This window comes from Frankia sp. AvcI1, from assembly GCF_001420875.1.
GTDB classification, from domain to species: domain Bacteria; phylum Actinomycetota; class Actinomycetes; order Frankiales; family Frankiaceae; genus Frankia; species Frankia alni.
Genome location: NZ_LJFZ01000020.1, coordinates 1 through 23,757 on the forward strand (window position 1 = coordinate 1; position 23,757 = coordinate 23,757).

Annotated in this window: 14 protein-coding genes and 6 pseudogenes; 10 read left to right on the plus strand and 10 right to left on the minus strand. The window is 68.5% G+C overall.

Annotated features, from left to right (window positions below; genetic code table 11):
- Positions 1–562 precede the first annotated feature (562 nt).
- A pseudogene (locus UK94_RS58810) lies at positions 563–699 on the plus strand (GNAT family N-acetyltransferase); the annotation flags it as partial.
- A gap of 1 nt (position 700) precedes the next feature.
- A pseudogene (locus UK94_RS58815) lies at positions 701–1,049 on the plus strand (GNAT family N-acetyltransferase); the annotation flags it as partial.
- A gap of 4,452 nt (positions 1,050–5,501) precedes the next feature.
- Here the strand turns inward: UK94_RS58815 and UK94_RS19765 are convergent.
- The gene (locus tag UK94_RS19765) at positions 5,502–5,981 is read right to left on the minus strand and encodes a hypothetical protein (RefSeq protein WP_055751029.1); all 480 of its coding nucleotides are present in this window, start codon (positions 5,979–5,981) and stop codon (positions 5,502–5,504) included.
- 191 nt (positions 5,982–6,172) lie between these two features.
- Between UK94_RS19765 and UK94_RS33900 the strand changes: the two genes are divergently transcribed.
- Complete coding sequence (locus tag UK94_RS33900) at positions 6,173–6,340, plus strand: hypothetical protein (RefSeq protein ID WP_157734347.1); 168 nt, start codon at positions 6,173–6,175, stop codon at positions 6,338–6,340.
- A gap of 566 nt (positions 6,341–6,906) precedes the next feature.
- Here UK94_RS33900 and UK94_RS58820 read toward each other — a convergent pair.
- Positions 6,907–7,188 carry a hypothetical protein gene (locus UK94_RS58820; protein ID WP_055751031.1) on the minus strand — a complete coding sequence of 94 codons (282 nt, stop codon included), beginning with the start codon at positions 7,186–7,188 and terminating at the stop codon, positions 6,907–6,909.
- 382 nt (positions 7,189–7,570) lie between these two features.
- Here UK94_RS58820 and UK94_RS19780 point away from each other — a divergent pair, with 382 nt between their 5' ends.
- Both UK94_RS19780 and UK94_RS58825 read left to right on the plus strand, forming a co-directional pair.
- Positions 7,571–8,056 carry a hypothetical protein gene (locus tag UK94_RS19780; RefSeq protein WP_055751032.1) on the plus strand — a complete coding sequence of 162 codons (486 nt, stop codon included), beginning with the start codon at positions 7,571–7,573 and terminating at the stop codon, positions 8,054–8,056.
- Between the two features lie 1,270 nt (positions 8,057–9,326).
- Positions 9,327–9,488, plus strand: coding sequence for a hypothetical protein (locus UK94_RS58825; protein WP_235488809.1), 162 nt, complete (start codon positions 9,327–9,329; stop codon positions 9,486–9,488).
- Between the two features lie 707 nt (positions 9,489–10,195).
- On the opposite strand, the pseudogene UK94_RS19795 reads toward UK94_RS58825, so the two are convergent.
- The 5 genes and pseudogenes from UK94_RS19795 to UK94_RS33925 all read right to left on the minus strand — a co-directional run.
- Positions 10,196–10,860 (minus strand): annotated as a pseudogene (locus UK94_RS19795) (sigma-70 family RNA polymerase sigma factor); the annotation flags it as partial.
- A gap of 530 nt (positions 10,861–11,390) precedes the next feature.
- Complete coding sequence (locus tag UK94_RS19805) at positions 11,391–11,867, minus strand: hypothetical protein (RefSeq protein WP_235488811.1); 477 nt, start codon at positions 11,865–11,867, stop codon at positions 11,391–11,393.
- Positions 11,868–13,150: 1,283 nt separating this feature from the next.
- On the minus strand, positions 13,151–13,636 hold a 486-nt coding region (locus tag UK94_RS19820), incomplete at its 5' end, for a hypothetical protein (protein ID WP_235488813.1).
- Positions 13,637–17,705: 4,069 nt separating this feature from the next.
- On the minus strand, positions 17,706–17,939 hold the full coding sequence (locus UK94_RS19840) for a hypothetical protein (RefSeq protein ID WP_055751042.1): 234 nt from the start codon (positions 17,937–17,939) through the stop codon (positions 17,706–17,708).
- Positions 17,936–18,163 (minus strand): hypothetical protein, encoded by a 228-nt coding sequence (locus tag UK94_RS33925; protein ID WP_157734354.1) that lies wholly within the window; start codon positions 18,161–18,163, stop codon positions 17,936–17,938. Before UK94_RS33925 ends, UK94_RS19840 begins: the two co-directional genes overlap by 4 nt.
- A 41-nt stretch (positions 18,164–18,204) precedes the next feature.
- On the opposite strand from UK94_RS33925, the gene UK94_RS33930 reads away from it, so the two are divergent.
- Positions 18,205–18,345: a hypothetical protein gene (locus UK94_RS33930; RefSeq protein WP_157734355.1), complete on the plus strand. Its 141-nt coding sequence runs from the start codon at positions 18,205–18,207 to the stop codon at positions 18,343–18,345.
- Positions 18,346–18,379: 34 nt separating this feature from the next.
- Here the strand turns inward: UK94_RS33930 and UK94_RS19850 are convergent.
- On the minus strand, positions 18,380–18,580 hold a 201-nt coding region (locus UK94_RS19850; RefSeq protein ID WP_235488816.1), incomplete at its 5' end, for a helix-turn-helix transcriptional regulator.
- Positions 18,581–18,840: 260 nt separating this feature from the next.
- On the opposite strand from UK94_RS19850, the pseudogene UK94_RS19855 reads away from it, so the two are divergent.
- Positions 18,841–19,437 (plus strand): annotated as a pseudogene (locus UK94_RS19855) (helix-turn-helix domain-containing protein); the annotation flags it as partial.
- Positions 19,438–19,552: 115 nt separating this feature from the next.
- On the opposite strand, the gene UK94_RS58830 reads toward UK94_RS19855, so the two are convergent.
- Positions 19,553–19,951 (minus strand): hypothetical protein (locus UK94_RS58830; RefSeq protein WP_235488817.1); only part of this gene is annotated, 399 nt, incomplete at its 5' end.
- 1,073 nt (positions 19,952–21,024) lie between these two features.
- On the opposite strand from UK94_RS58830, the pseudogene UK94_RS32850 reads away from it, so the two are divergent.
- Positions 21,025–21,210, plus strand: a pseudogene (locus UK94_RS32850) (MBL fold metallo-hydrolase); the annotation flags it as partial.
- Between the two features lie 33 nt (positions 21,211–21,243).
- Here UK94_RS32850 and UK94_RS19865 read toward each other — a convergent pair.
- Positions 21,244–21,948: a dihydrofolate reductase family protein gene (locus tag UK94_RS19865; protein ID WP_055751047.1), complete on the minus strand. Its 705-nt coding sequence runs from the start codon at positions 21,946–21,948 to the stop codon at positions 21,244–21,246.
- Positions 21,949–22,385: 437 nt separating this feature from the next.
- On the opposite strand from UK94_RS19865, the gene UK94_RS58835 reads away from it, so the two are divergent.
- Together UK94_RS58835 and UK94_RS34740 are read left to right on the plus strand one after the other, a co-directional pair.
- The coding region (locus UK94_RS58835; RefSeq protein WP_235488862.1) for a protein kinase at positions 22,386–22,806 on the plus strand (421 nt) is incomplete at its 3' end.
- Position 22,807: 1 nt separating this feature from the next.
- Positions 22,808–23,757: pseudogene (locus UK94_RS34740) on the plus strand (hypothetical protein); the annotation flags it as partial.

The following is a 23,757-nucleotide window of genomic DNA, read 5'->3' on the forward strand; positions in this document are numbered from 1 at the left end:
GCTCGGGCCAGGGCCGCGGCCGGCCAGCACGACCAGGCCCGGCAGGCGCTGCGCGACATGCAGGACACGGTGTGGCTTGGCGAACCGATGGTCGGCACCGAACCGTTCGGCGAAGAGATGATCCACACCTTCGTGGCTGTGGTCTCTGGCCGGCTCGGAGACGGCGAGCTCGCCGAACCGAATGCCCGCCGCTCGTTGGCGATCCTGCAGGCGACCGGCGGCGGCTACGAAGACATCGGCGGCACCTNCAACGCNCTCGCGCAGGCGTTCCTACGCCGCCGCCAGCCCGATCCCGAACAGGCGGCCGACGCGGCGTCGCANGCTCTCGCCGCGCTGGAGGGCAGACCGACCAGGACCGTGATTCAGCNAACCGGCCAGCTCTGGCAGGAACTNGGCGCACGCTGGGAAAGCCAGCGGGCCGTCGTCGAACTCGGCGAACGACTCCAGGTGCACCGGCAGGCACTACCGGCAGGGAGCGGCGGATGACCCTCGACTACAGCACCCCCGACGACCAGGGTGTTCCCACCGTGCTCACCCCCCGGCTGGCGCTACGCGGCTGGCNGGCCGACGACGTCTTGGACTACCTGGAAATCGTGTCGGGGTCGGGCATGGCCGATCACACCCCACAGCCGAAGACCGAGGCTGCGGCGTGGTCGCAGACGGCCTTCCAGATCGGACACTGGGCGCTGCGCGGCTACGNCATGTGGGCCGTCGAGGACCGGGCCACCGGGCAACTCCTCGGCCGCGCGGGACTGTACGAGGCGCTCGGCTGGCCCGGCTGCGAGGTGGCATGGACGATCCGCCGCGAGCGGTGGGGTGAGGGGCTCGCGACGGAGGCGGGCCGCGCCGCGCTCGAGTTCGCGTTCGACGTCGTCAAGCGAGACGATCTGATCTCCATCATGACCGCGGAGAACACCGGCTCGATCAAGGTAGCCACGAAGCTCGGCCTCACCTACGGCCGCACCGAGACGATCCAGGGCGGCGAGTATTCCATCTACGTGATCAGCCGGAGCGAGTGGGCAGCGATGAGGAAGGAGCACGACGTCTGACTTGGGCGCCGCTGCCCGCACGCCCCGTCAGGCACCGCCCCCGACGCCCTGCTGCAGCATCTGGTCGAGGGTGGCAACAAGGTCGGCGCTGGCTTTCCGAACGGCTCGTTCCACCGTGGCCGGGTCGCTCGATCCGCGGGCGTCGATGTTCAGCGTCAACGTCACACCGGCGGCCCTGCGATCAGCGACGGTGACCGCCGACTTGGGTACCACCCACTCGTCGCGGCCCGTCCCGTTCGCCGCCAACGTCAAACCCGGCCTGAGGGGGCCGCCCTGGTCGTACCAGTGCGGGTCGCGGGACAGCCACGTCGAGTAGGCGTTCGCCGGGCTGCCGTACCGCTGGCCGATGTAGTCAAGCATCCAACGGAGCTGCACGTGGTAGTCGTTGCGGTTGCCATACGAGTCGTATTTGGAGGCGGGTAGCGCCTGCGCCAGCCCGTAGGCACCGGACGACCGGTTCAGCGCGGCCGGGTTCCAGCCGNCCTCACCCATTTCCAGGGCGTTGAAGGCGTTCCACTGGTTCGCCCAGCCGTGCTGGGTGAGGAGCTGCATGGCGTACGCCTGGATGTCACCGGTGGGGGCTGCGGCGACCGGTGCTGTGGCGGCAGCGGCCTTGTCCTTGCCGTCTTGGCCGCGGAGCAGGTTGACGATGGCGTCCATAGGCCGTTCGGCGAGCCGGCCGGCGGCGCCCTTCCAGTCCTCGCCGGTGCCCAACGTGCCATTGACCGCGGCGCGGATCGGGATGAACGCGGCCTGCGCGGCGTCGGCCAAGGCGCCGCGGACCCAGTGCACGGCGGTGCCCAGAACGTCCAACGTGCCGGAGCCCAACGCCTCCAACGCGTCGATGGGGTGGAGGATCGCGTTGCCGATTTTGCCGAGGATGCTGGTGTCACCGCCGTCCGCCATGCCGATCCCGCGGGCCTGCCGTCCGCCGCCGAACAGCCGTCGCAGGGCGAACATGGCCTGCTGGCCGCCGGCGGCGGCAACCTCGGCGGCGGTCCACACATGCTCGCCGGGCATGAGCATCGCCAGCACCGAGTCGCGGCCCGGCCGGCCGCCGGTGATCGGGCCGCCTTCGGCGAAGCCGTTAACGTGCGGCAGCGGATCCTCGCGGACGATCGGTGCGAAGGCGTTCCACACGCTGCGGATCCCGCTGTTATAAACCGGGTTGATTAGGAAGTTGATGGGGGCTTTGAAGATTTCCTTCAGACCATCCCACGCGCCCTTGATCCACCCGGTTGCGGTTTTCACGCTGTTGGTGATGTCGTTTTTGATCCGCTCGAACCAGCCGGTGACGTCCTTCCACAGGTTGGATGCGGTCGTCGTCATTTCATGCCAGAGGCTGGTGAACGGGCTGGACACGTCATGCCAGATCCGCGCGGCCAGGCCAGTAGCGTCCCGCCAAAGATTCGATAGGGTTCCGGTCGCTTCATGCCAGAGGCTGGTCACAGCACCACTCGCCTCATGCCAAAGCGAGACGAAAGGCGAGGTCGCCTCATGCCAGATCCGTGTCNCAAGACCCACAGCATCGCGTAGCAGATCTGAGATGATCCGCACCGCGTCATGCCACAAGTTGGTCATCACACCCGAAACCTCANGCCACAGGGAGGTGAAAGCGCCGGCCACTTCATGCCAGATTCGGGCTGCGATGTTCGTGGCATCACGCCAAAGGCCGGTGATGGCACCAGCAACATCCCGCCAGATCCCAGTGGCGATTCCGGCGACGTCTGTTCCGAGACGCACAAAAGGTGATGACACGTCGTGCCAAATCCNCACGGCGATCGCGGACACCTCGGACCAGAGTTTCGAGAAGTCGCCGGAAACGTCATGNCACATCCGGACTGCGAACCCGGACACGGAATTCCACATGTCGAAGAACGCGGCGGCGATCTTGTCTTTGGCGTTGACGATCAGAACGATGATCAGGCCGATGGGGCCGCCGATGATGACGAGCAGCAGCCGCCAGTGACGGCCGACAAAGTCGACGACCGCGGTCACCACCGAGGCGACCGCGTTATACACGTCTTTGAAGATCCGGGTGACGAGATCCTTCACATCGGTGAAGATCCGCACGGTGAAGTCGAGGATCTGCCGCCAATATTTGATGATCAGCACGGGGATGAGGGCTGCGCCGCCGGTCATCACTACGGCCAGCACCGGCCACCACGTTTTGACGAAGTCGAGGGCAACNCCAAGCCAGTGCTTCACATCGTTGTAGATCCGGACGAAGAACCGTCCGACCACACCCGCGGCTCCTTCAACAGCGCGGAACGCGACGACCAGATCGTGGCCGAACGCGACCGCGACATGGGCTACCGCTTTCCCTGCGGTCTCCAACGCCCGGCCGACGGCCTGCACCGCCTCGCGAAATGGAGTGATGTGCCGGTACGCCTCGTAGAGGGCCACACCTAGCGCGATGATCCCCACCACGATCAGAACCACCGGGTTGACGGACATGACCGCGTTGAACAGGGCCATCGCCCCAGCCCACAGCCGGGTGGTGAGCGCCCCTTCTTTCATCGTCACGTTGCTGACGACGAACGCGGCGGTCGCACGGACAACGGAGGCGAGGCTGCTGTTGTAGGCGCTGGTCAGCAGCCGGGTGCCGATCAGATTTTGGGTTTTCGCCGCCGAGTTCGCACCCAACGCCACCGTCATACTCGACGTTCGTACATCGGTGATCAGGAAAACGATGTTCGCTGCCGCGTGGGCGGCGGTGAGCGCGAGGGTCGCAACCTTGTTCGCGATCATTATCGAGGCGATGGTTATCAGCGCCGTCTTCAACAAGGTGGTGTGCTGCGCGGCCAAACCAATCACACCCTCGAAAGCGTGCAGGCCAACGATAAGCGCACCACCGACCGCGGCAGCAACCATCCCGAACGTCGGCGCCAAATCGGAAACGATCTTCTTCGCGTCACCGAGGGTCTTGTTGAGGCGTTCCATCTCCGCGCGGGCCCGCACCCCCGCCAGCTCCACCTGGCCGACCCACTTGTTCGGCGAGGTTGTCGTCCCGTTCCCCGCCGCCGAGTTCGCGAACGCCGCCGCACCCATCGACAGCTTCTGCAAACCACCGGCCGCCGCCCCGGCCAGCCGGCCCTGCACACCCTGCGTCGCCGTACCAATATTGATCAGCAGCGAGTCGAAGGAGCCTTTCAACTCGGCGATTTTCTGCTTGGTGGTGGCCTGCGTCCCCGCCCACGCATCCCCGAACTTCGTCGCGCCCTCTTCCAGCTCGGGATACTTGGATTCGAGCCGGTCGAACTGGTCGATCAGAATGTTGACGCCGGTACCGGCCTTCTTCCCGAACGCCTCGGNCAGGATCTGCCCCTGCTGCTGCGCGGAGATCCCCGCCGCTTTCAACCGGTTGCGCAGGTCAGTGACCGCCGCGTTCAAGCCGCCTTTCTGCATGTCCTTGGCCAGAGTGTCCTGGGACAGGCCGAGCTGTTCCAACGCGGCTTTCCCTGCCTTCGCGGGAACCGCCAGTGCCTGCACCGCAACACGAAGCTGGGTGCCTGCCTGCGCGCCGCGGATGTTGTTGTCACCGAACACCGCCAGTGCCGCACCAACATCTTTGATCGACAGGCCGTAGCCTTTGACGACGGCGACAGCGCCGGTCCCGAACGCGTTCNCCAAGTCCNGCATGCTCATGTCACCGGAGCCGACGGTCGCGTTCAGATAGCCCATCGCCTCGTCCAGGTTCTGAACGCCGGGGATCTGCGCTGCCACCGCGGCGGTCAGCGCATTGGTGACATCAACAAGGTCGGCGCCGCCGACGCGGGCGCCCTTGGCAGCGGTTTCGACGAGGGACAGGGCTTTTTCGGAACTGATGCCCATCGACGAAAAGTTCGACTCGACGTGGAACAGGGATTCAGCGAGGCTGTCCGGATCGGAGCCGATTTTCCCCGCGATGTGAAGAACCCCTATTTTCAGGTCTTCCAACTTGTTCGCGGAAACACCGGCCTGCGTGGAGACCTTCGCGAGTTCCGCGTCGAACCTGTTGGCGTCCTGCGTGCCCTTGTACAGGGCGGCGGCGACACCGGCCACGCCGATGATCGACGTGAGTTTCGTGGCTTCGACGGCGAAACCCTTGGCCTTGTCGGCGGCGCCGGCGATGCCGAGACCCCAGGTGGTGGTGTCCTTCGACGCGGTGCGCAACGCCCCGCCGGCCCGGCCTGCGGCCCCTGCGGTGTCTCCGAGTCCGCCGGATAGGCCGCGGGTTGCCTTTTCGGCCGAGCCGAGTTTCCCGCCGGCCCCGGCCGCCGCGGCCCCTGCGCCTCCGAGGCCGGCTTCGAGGCGGCTGGCGGATTGGCCTGCGGTGCCGAGCTGCCCGGCGGCTCCTGTCGCGGCCAGGCCCACGCCTTCAAGCTGCTTGTTGATCTGCGCGCCGATGTCCCCGAACTTCTTCAGAACCGGGAAGATCAGAATCTCAGCGGTGCCCACCACAGTCATAGGTCACAGCCCCCGAAGAGGCCGGCGAACATAGCGGACAACCAACTGTCCGTCGCTGTTCACCGCATGCTCCGGAACGCGGCCGGCGGCGGCCTGCTCGGCGGCCACCGTCAACATCCGAACAACCTGGGCGATCGTGTCCTCGGACGGCGGCGGCGCATCCCGGTACGCGCCGGCCAGGCCGGCGAGGAAACGGCCCGGGGACCAGTGCTCCGGAACCTCGGCGAGGAAACGATCAGCCTCCTCCGGGGTGGTGAGGAAATGCCCCCCGGCGGGGTCGGCGACCGTGTGGGGGGTGAACGCGTCGAGGCGGGGATCATCGTCGCGGATGGCATGTTCGACCCGGCCGGCCAGCCGGCGGAGTTTCCCAGCGTGGGCGGCGGTGAGCGGCCCGGGATGGCTGTCATGCCAGGCGGGTTGGCTGATGGTCGCGGCGATGTTCCGCAGGCTGTCTGCGACCTTGTGGGGGGTGATGGTGGGCATCGGGGGGACCGTCTTCCGGGCAGGCCAATGAGAATTGGCGTGCTCGACGGCGGATTCACCTGACCGCGGCCTGACGGAAGCTACGCTNCCGGAGCCACGCTAATCGTACCGTTCACGGACTTTCCGGATGCTTTGGCGCGCCGCGGGTACGACGGGATATACGTACATCCCCAGTTCCACGCCGGACCGGCGTGGACGATCAGAGTATCGGTGCGACGCTGGCCACCGCCCGGGTTGACTTCGTTGCCACCGTCGCCGCGGGCAGCGCCGAGGAGGCCGAGGCCCGGCTACGGTCGGCGGCGGTGGAGGCGATCGCCGCAGCCGGGGAGGATCTGACCGACTGGCAGGCGGACGGCTAACCGGCCCCGCCACACAAGACGACAGGTCACCCGGTCGGCGTCACGGCAGCACGATAAGGTGCATCCCTCACGGAACGGAACAAGGGGGGAACACCATGCACAAATCGATCATCCCTGCGCTGACTCTGGCCGCCGTTGCAGCGCTCGCCGGCTGCAACAGCAGCTCCGGCGGCGGGTCGACGGGCAGCTCGGGGAGCAGCGCGAAGACCAGCAAGCCCGCCGCAGGGCCGGCGCACGCCGAAGACGTCACCATCACCGCCTGCGCGGCGGATCCGACGACGGGGTTCGCCGCCGCGAAGGTCACCGTCACCAACCACAGCTCGAAGCCGTCGAACTATGCGATCACGATCGCGTTCGAGTCGACGGACGGGAAAACACAGATCGGCACGGGGCTGGTCGCGGTGAACAACCTGGCGCCGGGGCAGCANTCGCCNCAGGACGCGAACAGTCTGACGGCGGCGTCGGGGCCGTTCACCTGCAAGGTTGCGGATATTACGAGGTACGCGGCCTGACCGGTCGGGGGTGTGTGCCGCCGTCCTGCCTGCGGGTGGGGCGGCGGTCTGCGTTCAGGGATGTTGGGAGGGCCTTACCAGGTTATTCCCGCGGGTAGAACCCAGGTCGGATCCGATGACACCCGGGGCGCCTCGGCCGCCGATATCGCCACGCTTGGCGATCGCGCCGGCTTCCTGTCCTCGGCGGATCGCGATGCCGATGCCACGTTCGGCGCGGCGCACGATCTCGGCCGCGGACAGTTCGGCGTCCTTCCCGAGCTGCTTCGAGGTGGTGTAGATCCGGATCGCCTCGGCCTGCGTATCGGGCAGCCACAGACCCCGAGGATCAGCACACACGGGGACTACGGCACGGCCAGGCTGGGCAGGCCATCCTCGGCAGGGTGGATGATTCGGCACCGAAGCCTGCGAACCCGGCGGCGATCGTCCTCCGCTGCCGGAAGCACCGCCGGCCGCAGAACGGGCCCGGGGTGAAACTCACCTTCCGCCGGCCGTCGTCGTCCAAGGACTGCCCCGACTGTCGGACGGTGCGCGCCCCGAAGCGGCAGGAGTAGCCGACGGATCCGGGAACAGTCCAGCCGCGAGCCCAGCCGGCCGCCGGATCCCCGGGGTCATCGGCGCGGACGGTCCCGCGCGACTCTGGTCGGATCGTCCTGTTTGCTCGGCGCTGACCGCAGGGGCTGCTCAGNCTTGACGGCAGACCCCGTGACGAGGAGATGCCGTGACGACGGACGACCAGCCCGCGCACCAGGTGGCAGACGTGAAGCTGCTGCTGGACCTGTTGGATCTGCTGCCCACGCCAGACCTCGATGACCAGGGCGAGTTCTGGGAGGCGTTCAGCCGGGTGCAGGAGGATGGGCTGCAGGCCGACTACATCGTCGGGAAGCTGGCGGTGTGGGCCGCGAGAGCCCACGAGGAGCCCGCCAACCCCTATTACGCGCATGAGCTGGCCGATTACTGTCTGATGTTCTTCGACGGGGAGAATCAGGCGATGTGGGAGCTGTTGGGTGACCGGGTCGCCGCCGGCGGGAGAAGTGGCCGCCGGTTCGCGGAGTCCGTATGCGAGACGGCCTGGTTGATCTATGTGCCGTTGCAAGCAGCCATGCGTCGGGAAGCCACTTCGACCGCGCGAAGCGCCCAGGGGGTGTGGAAGCTTCGGGGGGAATTGAAGGAGGTCGAGGAGCGCGGGCTGCCGGCGGACGAGTAACTGCCTCCGCCCAGACATGGCGCTGCTTCACATGCTCAGCCGTCGAGGAACGCGGAGAGGGCGTACGTCCCGGCGCGGTCAAGGTTTCCGCGTGCCCGGTCATATCCCCTGGTGGTCCGCGGGTCTTCATGCCGGGCGAAGTCCTGGACGTCCCGCAGGCTCACGCCGGCGTCGAGGAGAAGCGTGATGGCGGTGGCGCGCATCGAATGCGGGGACAGCCGAGTCTGAGGCAAGCCGGCCCGCTGTCCGAGCTGGCGCACCTTCCGCCACACCGCCGGCCGGTCCAGCCGGTGGCCGGTCGACGTCATGAACAGCGGGCCGTCGACGTGGCCGTCGAGGTATGTGTCGATGGCGTGCCCGGTGGCCGGGGCGAGCACGATGACTGNGGCTTTCGCGCCCTTGCCGACCATGCGGATGATCCGATGGCCGCGTTCGGTGTCGAGGTCGGCCACGTCCAGGCCGATGGCCTCGGACACTCGCAGGCCGTTACGCAGCAGCAGGCCCATCAGCGCCTCGGTGCGCGGCCCGTCCGCGGCGGCGGCGGCGAGGAATGCCCTCGCTTCGTCGCGGGACATGCCGGGGGCCTGGTGGCGGTCGGTAGTCTTCGGCCGGCGGACCCGGGCGGCCGGCGACGTCATGATGAATCCTTCGTCGAGGGCGTAGCTATAGATGGACGCCACCGAGGACAGCTTCCGGCCGATCGTGGTGGATGCCTGCCCGGCCGCTTGAAGGTCGCGGGNCCACCGGTCGAGGTGCTGCCGGCGTGCGGCGAGCGGATGCACGTCCCATCCGGCGCAGGCCCGGGTCCACTCGGCGACCCCGCGGCCATACGCCTCCCGGGTCTTCTCCGAGAAGCCGGAGTCGAGCCAGAGCGCGACCAGAGGCGGCCACGGGTCGCGGTCCTCGCCGACGAGTGCGAGCGGTGCGCCCCGATCGAGGATCTCGACTTCGGCAGCCTGGGCGGAAGGCTCGACGGGTTCAGGGATCATGAACCCGACCATACAACAGAATCCCGCTTCTGTTGTATGGTCGGGTGGCCACGGAATCTTATACGGGCCCTCATGCGCCCACCCGGCACGCCCATCTCATAACCCCGCGGGATCCGTGTGCCTCAGCCACCTGAGTACGTGGAAGTCGGAACGTTGGTCGTGCCGCCACGAACCTCCCATAGATCATCCCCGATCGACACAGAGGCGTGGCGAATCTGCTCCTCCCAAGCCGCCGGCCATTGCGTGGTCGTCTGAGACCACCGCACCCCGGTTAGATCGACATGGGAAAGGTCAACTTCCCGCAGATCGGCATCAGTGAAGTCTTGCCGTATGCGGTCAAGAGCGGCCACGACATCGCGTTCATCACCGAAACGCTCGCCGGCGAGGTGGCCCAGGTCAGTACGAACAGCGTCATTGAGGGCGCGATCGAGTTCATGGTCTAGATCGNGGACGCGGTCGAGGGCGCGGTCGAGGGCGCGGTCGAGAGTGAAGCCGAGAGTGAGGTCAAGATTGAGAGCGCGGGCGCGGGCGCGGGCACGGTCGCGATCGAGGATGCGGGCGAGGGCGCGGGCGAGGCTGAGAGCGCGGTCAAGGTCGCGGTCAAGTTCGCGGTCAGGGTCGCGCTCAAGGTCGCGAATGNGGGCGCGGTCGAGGGCGCGGACGAGTTCGCGGGCGAGTTCGCGGGCGCGGGCGCGGGTGAGGTCGAGGGCGCGGACGAGTTCGCGGACGAGGGCGAGGGCGAGGGCGAGGTCGAGGGCTCGAGCGAAAACAATAACAGCCGGATGGCCGCGAACATTCAGACGGGTCTGGACATCGAAGGATTCGAGAAGCCGAACCGTTGCGCTGACAGACCGACCTGCGAGGCGCGGCGGTGCCGCATCCTTGTCTGGTGTGTGGTCCTCTCGAGCCGACGTGATGGCGGCGAAGCCTGCGTCGAGGTCGAGCACGTTCCGGACGTCGTCGACGAGCCCGGAGTGATGGTCGGCAAGCACGACTTCCTGCAGACCCGCACCGAGATCGAGTAGATCAGTGAGGTCGGTAATGAGGTCGGCGTGTTGGTCANTGAGCCAGCGGTCCAGATCTTCGTCAGTCATCGTCGGATCGCCCCCCTGCGAGGTGCTGGGNGAGCGCACGGCGCGCCAGTTTTAGNGTGCTACGCACTGCATCGGAGCTGATCTTCAATTCATCGGCGGTTTCCGCAGGGGTATAGCCGAGGAAGGCCCAGGCCATGACCTGTCGTTGCCGGTGCGGGAGAAGCTTTAACAGGCGCAGAACCTCGTGCCGCTGTTCGAAGGCGGCCAGATCCCCGTTGGCCGGCAGCAGAACTACGACCTCTGACAGGTCGCCGACAGGGTCCTCGACGGAGGCGATCCGGCGGACGTACTCCCGGGAGGCCACTGTCCGGGTCCAGGCCCGGGGATGCTTAATGTCCGTCCATCGTCGGTAGGCCGTGGTCATGGTCTCTTGGACGATGTCAGCGGCGTCGGCCAGTCGGGCCCCTTGCCATAGCAGGAACGCCACGAGCGTCGGGGTGAACTCCTGGTAGAAGTCTTCGAACACCACGGCCGCCGGCTCAGGCTGTTCCAGGGGCTCCGGTCGACCCAAAGGCTGGCCGGAGGGCGTATCTCTTACGCCGGTGCTCCCGGTGAGAGCTGCTTCCCCCTGCTCGCCACGCTCATCGGTCATCGTCACTCTTCCGCTCCGTCCCCGCCTCGACGGTGACGACAAGACGGCTGCCATCTGCACATCGTTCGTCGACCCGAACGCCGCAGGGCACCGCGGTCGCCACATCGACGAGGAGCCGGCCGTGCGCATGCTCGTAGTGGAACCGTGATCGTAGTCGTAGCCACAGGCCGAGCAGGGCGAACCCCTGCCCGGCCGCTGCCGTCACCGCCATTAGGATCATCGCGTTGCTCCATCTCCGCCGTACCGGGTCTGGGTGGTAGAGGTTGGAGAGGGGTTCGGCGTGAATTCGTCAGTAAACGTTCCAATTTCGGCCGAGGCGATGCCGCGCCGGACCCGGATCACTCGACCGCGAGCAGTTGTCCAACGCCGACGATCTCGTCGTCATTGTGTCCACGAACTCAGCGGCATCGCCCCGGGTGGCGGTGCTTCCCGGCGGCCAAGGATCATCCCNATAGCTGAGGTGATGCCGGACGGCGGCACGACGCGATGACCCCTCGAGGTCTGCGGCGGACACGTGCAGCCTGGCGCCGATCACCCACACCGGCAGCCGCTTGTCATCCGTCAAGCGGCGCGCCATCCGCTTCGAGATCACCGGCCAGCGGCGTGGAATCTCAGCACGCGGCACCAGATCCTCCGGCATCNCCTCGACGGCCACCGGCTCACTCGCCATCGAGCCCACCCGCCGCGGCGATCGCCTCATCCCACAGGCTCTGGTCGATCTCCGAGGAGATCCGAACCTGGTCGGCGTCGAGGCCGACGAGTTCGTCGTCGACCGGCGCCCCATCGGAAGCCAGGAACACGAGAAGGCGGTGGCCGGCGTCGGCAACCGCGAGCTGGATCCGACCCAGAAGGACCGGATGCGCCGGACGCCCCGGTGGTGCTACCAACGCCTTGACCCGTTCACGCGCGAACAACAACCGGTCGATCAGAACCGGCCGAGCGGGAGATCCGGCAGCATCCGCCGCCGCCTCCAAACCAGCCAGCGTGGCGAACCGCTCGTCGACGAGCACGCGGACCGCGGTCAGCGTCGCAACATCCGCGCCGGCATACGCCAAGTGCACAAGATCGCTTTCGGCGAGCAGCGCGCGGCGGCGGGCCACCGCCAGCATCCCGGGCAGCGGCATCTCGCCGGTCACCACGACACCCCATCCTCGTCGTCGGCAGGAACGGCCAGCAGCTCGGAACGGGCGCTGGTCGTCACCGCAAACTCTGCGAGAGCGCGGGTGACCACCGCCACCACCTCGGGGCTGCCCGGATCGTGACCCAAGCCGCGGACGACACTCTCGACGAGATCGAAGATCTTGTCCTGGCGTTCCCGGACCGCACTGTCCCACGCTGCCTGAAAACCGGCATCGATGGCCGCGCGAGCCGCGGTGACGAGCTGCTGGCGTTCCTTCTGATGAAGGGTTACGAGTGGGGATGGCCCGGATCGAACCGTGCCGTCCCGGTTCTCGACCTTCTNGACGAGCTGAACATGCCCGTCCTCGTCGACGGCCCCGTTGATCTGGTCTTCGATCATCGCGACGAGTCCGTTGGCCCGGTCCACCTCGGTCTTCAACGCCCACACGGGGTCGATGGGGATCGGCGCACCGTACCGGCGGAAGTCGTCGGTGATCTGCTCGCGGACCGCGGCGGCGCGGGCGGCGGGTGCGTTCCCGCCGTGCCTGCGGCACCGGCCGGCGCCCAGGTGCCCTGTCCCTTTCCCTGCTGGCTCCCGGCACAGGGCACCGTCCGGTCCGCGTCTTTGGGCGTTGCATCGGCCGGGGACCGGCGCAGGCGGGGNGTTGCCGTCGCTGCTGGTGCTGCTCGTATCAGTCATGATCTTTTCGCCTGACCTCACCTGTTCGTCGCTACTCTCGGTGACGGTATTCACGGAAGGGTTCCGGAGACGTGAATCCTCCGGCATTCCGTCACTCTCCGTCGTCAGCGGCCGGAACGCCTCGGCAGGGTCTTCCGGGCAGGGACCGGCGGAACCGTCGACGTCCGAACGGCCGTCGCCGCCTTCCCCTTGGCGGCAGCCGTCGTCTTCGCCAGTGGGGGAAGCGGCCGGGCGAGCAGCTCGGCGCGGCGGGCCCGGAGCGCCGCCCGGCGAGTCTCCCGGGCCGTGTCCGCAGTGGCGGTGATGGCTTCGCGTCGGGCGCGAAGCTGACCGGCACGGACGGCACGAACCTTCCCGGCAAGGTCATCGACACGGGCGGCGGTCTCCCGCAGGATTCGGCCCGGATCCGACGCGAACTCGACCGCGTCGGCGAGCCTGGCGACCTNGACGGCCAGAGGCGGCGGGGCTGCGGCCGCGGGCTTGGCCGGCGGGCTGGTCTTCCCTGCCGGGGCGGTCCGGCGGGGCGGGGNGGGNGGNGTCACGGGCATGTCGATCTCCGTTCGTAGGTGTGCTGTTGCGGGTGCCGGCCGGGCCGGCGGGTCAGGTGTAGACGCCGGTCTTCTCGATCTGCTCGGCGACGTGGCGTAGGAACTCGGCGACTTCCCGAGGGTCGGAGCCGGGGGCGACGGTCAGCCCGATTTCGGGTTTCGCCGGACGGGGGCCGGCGACGGCCCGGCCGTCGAGGGGGATGTCCACGTCGCCGATCCGCACCGTGCCCGCCTCGGACACCCGCGGGCCTGCGGCAAGGTCGCCGTCGAATGTCGCGGCGGCGTAGGCGGTCAGCACGGTGGTGCGGCCCCGAAATGCTTCGGACAGCAGGCCGGTGGCGATGGCCGTCAGCTCGGCGCGATGGTTGCCGTCGAGGTCGACGATCCGCTCGGCGACGTTCACAGCCGCAGACCACCACTCGTCGGCGCGGCGTAGCAGGGCGAGCGCGGGAACCGCCGCCGGGGTCCACTCGCCGGATGGTTGCCGTGTGGCTTCGACGTGCAGCCCGCCGGGCGGGAGCAGCTCGTCGCGGAACGGNACCGCCCTGCGGTTGTAGCCGTCGAGGATGCGGTCGACCTGGTCTCGGATCTGGGCGGGCAGGTCGTCGGGATCTGCGGCGGGGGTGCTGGTGCTGGTCATCTGGGGGGAGTCCTCTCGGTGTGGCTCGACGGGGGGTTCGCGGCGGCGGCGCATCAGACGGGGGCTGTGATCGTGTGGCGGGCGGGAAGGTCTTCGTAGCGGCCGCCCTGCGCTCCGCAGCACGGTGGTTTCCGGAGTTCTGCCATGTCGGATGCGCCGTGGGCGGCGAGCCACGGGCCGGTGAAGGCGAGGCCAGTCAGGCATTCGGCGCAGACGATTAGGAACACGCCGCCGCAGGTGCAGGCCCCGATTCGGGGTGGTGCCGTGCAGGCACCTTCGGTGGTGTCGGCGTGTACGGATCGGCAGAGGTTCGCCATCTGGGTGATGTTCATGTGGCCGCGGCTTTCGTGGTGGTGGTGGTGGTGACGTGGGCGATTTCGAGGCCGCTGGGGGTCTGGCAGCCGGGGCGGTNCTCGATGATCAGTGCGCCGGGATGCTCGTGGTCGGCTACGGCGGTGTTGCGGCACCGCGGGCACGTCCAGTGGGACGGGCTGCGCGGGCCACGCCATGGGGCTCGGGGTGAGTCGAGGTCGACGGTCATGTTCAGGCTCCTTTTGGGTTGTTGGTGGCGTGCCGTTCCCGCCGGTAGCGGCGGCGCGGCGGCGCCGGTATGTGGCCCGGCCGACGGCCTGGTGCTCGAGGCCGCACCAACCGGCGACCGGGGAGATGGCCGGGTCGGCGGGGGTGGCGCACCAGCGGCACGTCGGCTCGGCGGGCGGATAGGGGTCTGCCGGTTCGGGCTGGCCGGGTGGCTGCCGGCTGCCGGGGCAGCGGCGGCCGTCATCGCCGTTGTGGGCGTAGAGGGTGCTGTCGGCGCGGAGGCGGCGGGTGGCGCCCGCACACCGGGCATCGGCCAGTCATCAGCCGGGTCCGCCCGCGATGACGGATGACGCATCCGTCGGAAACTCGCATTCCAGCGCGTAGAGAGCTGTGCGTGCAGAGGGGTGTCTACCTCGCGCGCGTGTACGCGGGAAATGCGTCCTCCGGGCCGGATGCGTCATCCGTCATCGCCTTCGGGTCCATCGGCAAGCAAGCCGATACCGCGGTAGACGCGGCGCGCGGGCCGGGAGAGACGATCAGGGGTGACGGGATACTCCCTGGTCAGCCGCATCCCTACGGCCTTCGCGGAGAGTGCCTCGACGCCCATTTCGGAGCAGTGCGTTTCGTAGCGGCTACGGAAGTCGGGGACCGAGCACCACCAGTTGGGACCGATCGTGCACTCGTCGCGGACGAAGGAGGCGAGGGTGTCTTCGCTGACCCGGTAGTCGTCGGTCGCGGCCATGACCCGCGCAGGCTCGCCGAGGCCCCTGTGGATGACCTCTTGGGCGCCGCGCGCCATCCACCCGAGGATCGCCGCGCCCTCAAGGTCGAGGAGCCGTGCGTGCAGTTCAGGATCACGCCGGTCGGGCGGGACAACGTGGTCGAATGGGATGAGCCTGACTCGGCGCCAGAACGACGGCCCACCCTCGCGCACCTCGGGTAGGTGGTTCGTCGCGACGACGACGAGGTGGGATGGCGGAAAGTCGAAGAAGTCTCCGCGCATGAACCTGCCCGTCAGCAGGTCTCCCCCGGTGAGCCGCTTGACGCGCNCCTCGTCGAAACGGCGTCCGCTTGTCTGCTCGGAGCAGACGACTAGCCGGGCTCCCCGCAGACGGGCGATCTCCGTGGGGTGGGCGCTCCCGGTACTGGTCATCAGGAACCCGTCGGGTGCGGACACGGCGTAGCCACNGGTGTCGGCTACGCCAAGGAGTCCTTGGAGAACCAGGAGGAGGACGCCTTTTCCGTTCGCTCCGGAGCCGTAGAGGAGGGNCAGGATGTGGTCTCGGACGTCGCCGAGGAGCGCGAGGCCGCAGAGCCGCCGAACATAGGCGATCAGCTCGCTGTCCCCGCCGAATGTTTCGTCGAGGAAGGCATCCCACCGCGGGTGTTCGCCGCCGAGGTCGACCGGTCCGGGGGTGGCTCGGGTGAGCATGAGTGCGGGGTCGTGCGGGCCGAGTGCGCCCGTGCGTAGGTTGAGGACTCCGTTGGCGGTGTTGAGCAGCTCGGGGTGGCCGTCCATGTCGCGGGCGAGCACGGTGATCCTGGGATCGGACTGGGCTACGCGGATCGCGGAGGACAGTCCCGCGCTGCTCATGCTGATCCGCTTGTGGAGGGCGGTGTCGCGGTCGTCTTGGGGTAGCTCGCGTGCAAGCTTCTTCGCGGCCTCGCGGACGAAGGCGTCGTCGTAGTCGCGGTCCCATCGCTGCTCTGTCCAGCGCCACCAGGAGCCCATGTCTGAGACGCGCCGAATGACGGGCTGGTACGCCTCGATGAGCCGGTTGGCGTTGGCGTCGTCGGTCAGGTCGGTCAGGTCGCTCGCAGGCGGGGNGGGNGTGGGGCTGTGGGTCCGCTGCGCCTTGTTCGCTTTGGCTGCGTTGACGCCGCCCTTGTAGACCTCCTCGAACGCGGTTCTCGTGATCAGTCTTGCGGTGACGAGGGCGTCTTGATGGGCGAGCTTCGTCTTGCCCTGGACTCCGTGTCGACCGAGGAGATCGACGTGATCGCGTACGAGTTTCACCCGGGCGAGGTCGTTTTTCTCGCCGAGGAGCGCGGCGACGATGATCTCTTCATCCATCTCTGGCGGCGGCGGGTCGAGCTCGCGGCGGACCGCGTCGATCTCGTCGTCGCTGAGCGGTGCGTCATTCGACACACGCGGCTCCTTGGGGCAGGGGGGTGTGGATGCCGTGGGTCGCGGNGCGGACTGCTTCGCGTAGCGGCATGCCGGCGCTGACGCCGGCCCGGATCAGGTCGCGGAGGGCGGCGTCGTGGCTGCCGAGAGGGGCGATCTGCCGGGCGGCCCAGACGAGACGGCCNCCGGCCTTGCCGGCCGGGCCGCCACCGAGGATGAATGCGGTGAGGCGGCCAACGTCGGAAACGCTGACATCCAGGGGCGGGGCGATGCTGTGCCATGCGGCGCGAACGTCCCCGCCGTGGTGAAGATGAGCGAGGACTTCGAGCTTCGTCATAGTGCTGTCGGCCGGTAGCTCCGAGCTGGACGTGAAGATGTGGAGCACCGGCGGGTCGTCGTGGGAGACGGCGCTGGTACCGGTGCTCTTGCCCGGCCGGGTCCAATGCCGCTCGCCCGCGCCGCTGCTCCGGGAGCAGATCCAGCCGGCGGGTTCCAGCAAGATCGACCAGTCGGTTTCCGCTGACCAGCGGGCAGTGACCTCCATCGCGTCGGCCCCGCCGGATGCAGGCCGGATGACAACGGGCGGCCGTTCCGGTTCTGGTTCGGGGGCGGGCATGAGCTGGGCGAGCTCGTCGAGGTTGTAGCGCGGGCCGGTCTCGACGATGTGGACGAGTGGCCGATCCGAGGACTTGAAGTTCACCGTGCCGGGCAACCTCAACACCCGAGCAAGATCGCCTGTTTGATCAACGTGGTAGCCGAGCTCGGCAGCGTGGGCGCGGAGCAGATCGACCCATCCGCGGGTGATCCGCTCACCCTCAACGATGCCGAGGTGCGCGAGCCGGTGGAGNAGCCACCACACTTGCCAGCCGCCACCGCTCCACACCAGGCAGGTCGCCGGCGGGAACGGGGCGAGGACGCGAAGTGCCTCTTCGCGGGTCGGCGGGAGCGGTAGCCCGGTGTCGGTGGTTTTCGCGTGGTTGGGGCCTTCGACGTCGAGATCCGCTGCCACGGCGGCGACTGCAAGTACGTCGATCTTGCCGCCGCGCCGGGGGCGTCCGTCCGGCGTTGGCGGCGGGATGTGGCGGAGCGGGTGAATCCCGATGTACACGTCGCCGCTGGCGGCACGTCGGATGCAGTCGGCGGCGACGGCGCCGAGGTCCCCGCTGGTACGGGCGTGTCGTGGGCTGAGCCCGTTGCCGCCCTGCTTCCGATGTGGCAGTTGGAGGATGGCGTCGCGGCGTGTGCCGTCGCCGTCGTGGGCGAGTGCGGCGAGGAAGCCCCGGGCCTGCCGGATGTCGGTCACTGGCCGGGCCGCCGGATGTAGACGACGGTCGGGGGGCCGAAGATCTCGTCGAGGAATTCGACGATTTCAGCCTGGTAGCGGGTGGGGACTTCCCAGTGCGCCGGAATCCACCGCGCGCCGGGGATGCTCCGCAGGTCCTCGTTCAGGTTCTGGCTGAACGGCGCGTAGACCTCGACGCCGGTTTCGGTGATCTCGACGCGGGTGGGGCGGGTCTGCTGCCGGCCGTTCATGCTGCGACCTGCAGAGCAAGCCGGGCCGCGTCTTTCGGGTTGAGTCCGGCACGGATGAGGGCCAGGGCCTCCTGCTCCCAGGGGGCCCAGTTGCGGGGGGTAGTAGCGCGGATGGACCTGCGGGCGACGGGAAGGCGGCGCAGGACGTCGAGGGGCACGATGACGGCGGGCGGGCCGGCGTCGGCCCGATCAGGCGGCTTCGTCGCGGTCGACTGGGTTATCATCGGGGGCAGACTCCGTAGCGGGGGTCGTTGGTGATGCGTAGGTGACGACGGCCGGGGAGGGCACCCCGGCCGTCGGCGTTTCCGGGCTGGTCGCGCTCCGGTCGATACCGAGTAGCTGGCGCAAGCTGACGATCTGCTCGGGGGTGAACTCCGGGGCTCGCGCGGCGGCCTCCCGGGCGTAGAGGCGCAATTCCTCGTAGGTCCAGTGACGGCCGGTCACGCGGCCCGCCCATCGCTGTCGATGTCGATGTCGATGTCGATGTCGATGTCGAACAAGTCGCGCACCCGGGTGCCGAGTGCTCGGGCGAGCCACCCCTTGTCTGCGGGGGCCAGATCGCGTCTGCCTCTCTCGATCAGCGAGATGTAGGAGACGGAGAGACCTGCTAGGTCCGCGATGTCGGCTTGGCGCAGGCCATGNGCGAGACGCCAGGTTCGGAGTCGCGACCAATGGACGTGGGCTGTATCCATTGCCATGAATGGAACCTAGATCGCTGTCGCGCGTCTGTCAAATCCGCCANCGCTGGCAGTTTCCGCTGCACCGCAGGCAGATCATGATTTGATGTTGGTCTGAGACCACAACATCGCATGACACGATGTTGGACAGAGACCAACATCGGTGCGATCGTGACAGAATCGGCCGGGTGGACTCGGAACACATCCAGCCCGAAGGGGTCGCNGTCGGCCAGGCGCTCCGGCGGATACGGACGGCGCGCGGCCAGTCTCAGGGTGCCTGCGCCGAGCACCTGCGGCAGTGTGGTCTGCCCTGGAACCGGGACACCGTCGTGACCTTGGAGAACGGCCGGCGAGAGACGATCACGATCCGGGACCTACTCGGCCTGTCGATGGCCTATGACGTCCCACTCGCCGACTGGTTCGACGGTCCAGGCGAGATCCGTGTGAGCGACACCGTCACGATCACCCGAGGCGATCTGCAGCGGGCATTTCGCGGCGACCGCCTACCCCGCAACACCGACGTAGCCACGCCAGCCGAATTCGGCGCACGGCGAGGGTCAGGACGCCCCAGCAACCTCCCCCACCTGCCGACGCCCGGGTTCGGCCTCGGGCCGCGTCCACTCACCGAGGAGGAGAAGCGGTCACTCCCGCTTGCTCGGGCGCTCAACATGTCACCCGAGGTGGCACACGGCGTAGCCGGGTTTCTGTGGGGCCGCTCGCTGCAGGAGGAACGAGATCATCGGATCGGGGACAAGTCCGCGATCACACCGAGGTCCCTACGAGCGCACCGCGGAAACATGACGCGCCTTCTCGTCGCAGAGNCACGAGCCGCACTTGCCGCCGCGCCGATCGCCGAGCTGCATGGCGCGGTGATCGAGGCGCTTGATCGGGCAGAGACTCAGGTGCGGACACCCTCTAGTGACGACGCCGGCAGCGTCACCGACCGGATTGATCCCCCGGCCAGTTGATTTCGATCGACTCGGGGTCGAACCAGGGGCCCTTCCGGGTAGGCAAGATTCTGATGTGGATTCCGATACTGGCCAGTATCGCGTGCCGCTGGGACATGTCCCTGATCCCTACCCAGGTCGCCTCTGGATCGGCGATCAGCTCTCGGATCACATCGGCGGAGACTCCGGGCACCGTGCGCCGCGCCGTGGTGTTCGCCTTCTCGATGCGGGGCCGCAGGTCAGCAGTGATCCGCAGGAACTGCGGCCGGCTGATCAGGTCCGCGTTGTAGTCGTCCGTTGCCAGGGTGAGCTTTGCCTGTAGCCGGGATAGTTCCTTCTGCGCCTCACGGGCTCCGTCGTCGTTGTGGACGAAGAGGCTAGCGGCGTCNGGCCGGCTGAACCGCTCGATCACGGTGAGATCCACGACTTGATCCGTCTTCGCCTGGTTACGTCCGACGCAGCCCTTCACGCACTGGTAGAGGACGTGCTTGCCTACCTTGCCGACTCGAAGTTCGGCCCCGCACCCTTCGGCACCGCAGAGCGCGATTTCGGAGGCGTACGACAGCATGTGCCGGCGAGCACCCGATCGACTCGATACCCGGGCCGGATCGCCGAGAAGTGCGACGACCTGCGCGTGNCGGCCCTCGTCGACGATCGCCGGCCAGGCGGCCGGGCCGATGTCCTCGCCCCGGTAGATCCGCCGGCCGATGTTCGCCGGGCGTAGGGCGATCTTGCGAACACCGGAGTAGATCCACGTTTTCCCGCCGGGTGCGGGTTCGCCGCGTTCGTTGAGGATCGCGGTGACCGCTTTGAGGGATCTGCGGGCAAGGAGAAGATCAACAATCTCACGAACGACGGCGGCCTGGTGCTCGTCGACGAGGTCGCGGAATCCGACGACACGGCCCCGTGCATCCTGGTCGTACTCGCGCCGCCACCCGTAGGAGACCATGCCGTTGGCGCGGCCTTCGGCAGCGCGTTTGGCAGCCTCGCCGGTGACCCGCTCAGACTTGACCTCCGACTCCATCGTGTCGAATTCGCCGAGCAGCCCGGCCATGCCCCTGCCGTAGGCAGTCGAGAAGTCCAGGTGAGGGCCTTTGGTCGCGACGATCCGGACGCCGAGCTGTCCGAAGAGGCCGATCGCCTCGGCTCGCTCACTCCGATTCCGCCACAACCTCGAGGTCTGGAAGACGACGACGACCTTCGCCTGCCCCCCCTTCAACGCGGCGATCAGGNCGTTGTAGCCGGGTCGCGGCGCGCCCCNCAGGGCACTGATGTCGTCGTCGTGGAACTCGGCGACGATCCGAAGGGCGTAGCGGGGTGCGGCGTCGCGGTTGTCGGCGAGCTGGCCGGTGACACCCCGTTCCATGCCGAGTGGATCTTCCGAGATCCTGGCGTAGGACAGCGCCGGTTCGAGATCATCCGAGACCATGATCGGATGTTACCTGTTAGGGGCACTTCCGCTTCCCCGGCGGCCCCGGCAACACGTTCGGTGACGCCGACGCCTTCGTCACCCTGATGGACGATTTGGAGCGCAAGGTGTTCGGCCCCCTGCCGGACACCACCTGGATCTACCCGGGCCACGGCTTCGACTCGACGATCGGCACGGAGCGACCGCACCTGGCCCAGTGGCGCGCCCGCGGCTGGTAAGCACGCCCTGTCACGCATCCGCCACCGATCGGCTCAGAGTGTGGCTCCCACGGGGCGCCACGGCGGCGCGGCCTCGGAATTCTCGCCACCTTCCGAGCCGCGCGTGAAGGTGAGGTGCGCGGTGCCGCTCTCGGCGGTCTCCGCTCGCACGGAGTAGTTGTGTTCGAGGCCGCGCAAATCGTCCCAGAGGCGGACGCCGCCACCGAGGAGGATCGGGGCGATGGCGACGTGGAAGGCGTCGATGAGGCCGGCCCTGAGGAAGTCGCGGACCACCGTCGGTCCGCCGCCGATCCGGACATCGCGTCCGCCCGCAGCGCCCGCGGCCAGCTGCAGCGCCTCCTCGGGCGAGGCCGACAGGAAGTGGAAGGTGGTGCCGCCCGCCATCACGAGGTCCGGGCGCCGCTCGTGGGTGAGCACGAAGACCGGCGTGTGGAAGGGCGGGTCCTCGCCCCACCAGCCCCGCCACTCGGGATCGTTCGGGTGCACGTGCAACCCGAACTTGCCGGCTCCCATGATCTCGGCGCCGATCTCGGCGAAGTAGTTCGCGGCGTACGTGTCGTCGACGCCCGTCGTGCCCGCGCCGCTCGTGTCGCCGAGCACGCGTTCGCGGAAGGTGCGCGTGGCGGTGTAGGCGGCGACGAGCCGGAACCAGTCCGTGCCGAGGGGATCGTCGGGGGTCCCGTCGATCGTCGACCCGAAGCCGTCGAGCGAGATGTGCAGGTCGGCGCGCACCTTCATCANCAGTCCCATCCCCGTGCTTGCACTGGCTCGCGGCTCGATCGAGGAGATCGCGTCGAACATCTTCCCCCAGCACACCACCGCGGCCGAGGGAGGACGCGCCTTCGCGTTCCTGCGGGGCTACCAAAGCAGCGGCAGCGTGGCCACCGTGGACCAGGCATAGACCCGGTTGTCCCGGTTCAGGTCGATCAACTGCACCTCCGCGACCGGGTGACGACGCTGCGCGGAGTTGAGCCCTGACCCAGTCCGGTGCCGACCGTGTTGTGACGCTTCGTGGCAGCTCGGTAGACTTGCGCAGCCATGAGTGGGGCCGACGAGATGGAACGGCATGCCCACCCNCCGCGGGCCGTGACGTGATCGTCGGCCGGGAGCGGGTGGAGAAGGCCCTGCCCGGCTACACCGTGGGCGAGCGGCTGGGGTCGGGGGCGTTCGGGCTGGTGCTGGCCGGGCAGCACCAGCGGACGGGCCATCCGGTGGCGATCAAGGTAATGGAAGCCGAAGGCTCCGAGGGGACGACCTTCGGCTTCGCCGCCGAGGCCCGGGTGCTGGCTGGGTTGAACCATCCCCACGTGGTGCGGGCCTTCGACTACGTCGAGGCTGAGGGTCTGTGCCTGGTGGTGATGGAGCTGCTGGCGGGGGGCACGCTGACCCGTCGGCGGGTGGGGATCGGCCCGGAGCAGGTGTGCGCGGTGGGCCTGGCGGTCGCCGCGGCGTTGGGCCATGCGCATGGGCGGGGAGTGCTGCACCGCGACATCAAGGCTGACAATATCCTTTTCGCCGCGGACGGAACCCCTAAGGTCGGTGACTTCGGGATCGCGAAGCTGTTCGAAGGGTCGGCGGCCACCGCGAGCAGCCGGGNCGGGACCCCGATGTACATGGCACCGGAGCAGATCGAGGGCGGTCGGCTGGGGCCGGCGACGGACCTGTACGCGCTGGGCGTGGTGCTGTACCACCTGCTTACCGGAGCCCCGCCGTTCGACTCGCGACAGCCGCTGCCGGTGCTGTGGCGCCAGCACCTGAACGACCCACCCCCACCCATGGTCGGGGTACCGGCCTCGGTGGCGGCGGTGGTGCTGCGCGCGTTGGCGAAGGCCCCCACCGACCGCTACCCCGATGCCGCCGCGTTCGCCCTCGATCTCGCCCACGCCGCCACCGAGGCCTACAGCTCGGGCTGGCTCACCCGTGCCAGGCTGCCGTTGCACCTCGACGACCACGTCCTGCGGGCCACCGACCCGCCGGCACCTCCCCCTCGGGTGGGCGACAGTGACGACGCGAGGACAGTCGCCTCGGGAGCCGACGGCGGCGCTGTCGGGCCGGACGCCGGGAGCGAGAACGGCGGGCCGAGGCGCGCCCGGAGGCGGCGCGGGCGGGCACGACGGAGGGTGGCCCTGCCCCTGGCCGCGATGGCGGTGCTGGTGGTGGTGTCGCTGGTGCTCTGGCGCATCACCGGTGGGAGCAGCCCCGGCCCCAACCTCGACCGGGAGGCGGTGTCACGGCAGTTGGCCGCCGCATCAACGAAGAAGGCCGCCGACCAGCCTGACCTCGCCCGCCGGCTGGCGCTGGCCGCCTACCGCACCGCCCCCACCCCTCAGGCACGCAACAGCGTGCTGCGCCTGCTCGCCTTCACGAACCGGCCGCTGGCCACCCTCGCCGGCGGCTACGCTCGAACATTCAGTCCGGATGGGCGGCTGCTCGCCACCACCAGCGACGAGAATTTCCTCTCCACGCCCCCTGAGCCAGGCACCGTCCAGCTGTGGAATGCCTCCGCCCGCGGCGAGGCCCGCACTCCGCTGACCACCTTCGCCGACG